Below are 1244 nucleotides of genomic sequence, written 5' to 3' on the forward strand. Positions count from 1 at the left end.
TTTATCATTCAGAAAAAAAGGAAGCATCATCGTTTTTTCATAAAGCTGTTCATCGGTTTTAACTTCAAGCTTAAAATCATGACCCGAAAATGTCATGTGAAGATGCTGAGCGTTCAAATGGTTTAAATCTGCTTCAATTATATAGTCGGTACTCGTCTCGTACAGATCAATCGGTACTGTTTCGTCATACAGGGCAAAAGGATCATCAAAAAGCAGCTTCATCCATTCCTCGTCAAATTCCGGGGAATCGAACCGTTTGGCATTTGTCATTGAAGCATTCCTCCATACCTAGCCTTACCAATAAGCTATGCACGGTTTTGAATACGTGTGAAGGGATTTCCTTTTGGCGGCGTTCAAATGATCGGCAGGAGGTGAGGGCGAGCTGTTGAAAGAGCCCGCTAATTCGTCATAATATAACCTGCGTCAAGGCTGACGCAGGCGTATAACAGCTACATATCGTGATGTGAGTTGTGTTTTTGTCTTGTATGGTTTCGATTTTTCACTTTTTTGCTCCCGCTCAGCGGTTCAGGCTGCCCCGGCTGAGCTCCCTTCGGCGCGTTTTTGCGCATATCTTTGCCATCGTTTTTGTTTGTCAATGTTTGCGCCCTCCTTAGCAGCTCATTTAAGGATTTACTGATTCGTTTTGCGTTTTTTGTTGTTTTGGCGTTCCGCTTCAGTTAGAATGTGCTGGTCATCTTCGATATAACCTGCTCCATTTCCTTGGCGTTTGGCATTGTTCATTCCGTTGATCACATGATTTGCTTTTCGTTTTGCCAATGCTATCACCTCAGATTGTAGTATATCCCTTGTCAGCGCTTCGTATAAAAAAATGTATTTCCAGTAAAATAAACTTTTTTGCATACATAAGCCATGCTTATTGAATTTAATAAAAACATTGATATTTACTTATGTTTAAAATTGTTTTAAGATTAAATTGTGAGAAAATTGTGGTGAAATATGCCGATTTTTCTGGCATATGATCTTGATCTTTAAAGGGGGATTTTGGAGAAATGGCGAAACAGCAACAAGTCGCAAAAAAAGACGCTTTTCAATCTAGAAAATCGTTTACTGTACAAGGTAAAACATACAGCTATTATTCTTTAAAAGCATTAGAGGATCAAGGAATTGGAAAAGTGTCTAAACTGCCTTATTCCATTAAAGTCCTGCTGGAATCCGTGCTTCGTCAAGTAGACGGAAGAGTCATTACAGAGGAGCATGTTAAAAATTTAGCAAAATGGGGCACT

Annotated in this window: 4 protein-coding genes; 1 reads left to right on the forward strand and 3 read right to left on the reverse strand. The window is 39.5% G+C overall.

The window, feature by feature from the left end; all coding sequences use genetic code 11:
* From BTA30_RS22395 to sspO, 3 genes are all read right to left on the reverse strand, one after another.
* Positions 1-270: spore coat protein (locus BTA30_RS22395; protein WP_076764276.1), on the reverse strand; the 270-nt coding region annotated here is incomplete at its 3' end.
* Between the two features lie 179 nt (positions 271-449).
* Complete coding sequence (locus BTA30_RS22400) at positions 450-596, reverse strand: small acid-soluble spore protein P (RefSeq protein ID WP_006637035.1); 147 nt, start codon at positions 594-596, stop codon at positions 450-452.
* A gap of 34 nt (positions 597-630) precedes the next feature.
* The gene (gene sspO / locus BTA30_RS22405) at positions 631-777 is read right to left on the reverse strand and encodes a small acid-soluble spore protein SspO (RefSeq protein WP_020451603.1); all 147 of its coding nucleotides are present in this window, start codon (positions 775-777) and stop codon (positions 631-633) included.
* A 233-nt stretch (positions 778-1010) separates the two neighbouring features.
* On the opposite strand from sspO, the gene BTA30_RS22410 reads away from it, so the two are divergent.
* Positions 1011-1244 (forward strand): hypothetical protein (locus BTA30_RS22410; RefSeq protein WP_142243736.1); only part of this gene is annotated, 234 nt, incomplete at its 3' end.

Origin of the sequence: Bacillus swezeyi (genome assembly GCF_001969815.1) — a bacterium.
GTDB classification, from domain to species: domain Bacteria; phylum Bacillota; class Bacilli; order Bacillales; family Bacillaceae; genus Bacillus; species Bacillus swezeyi.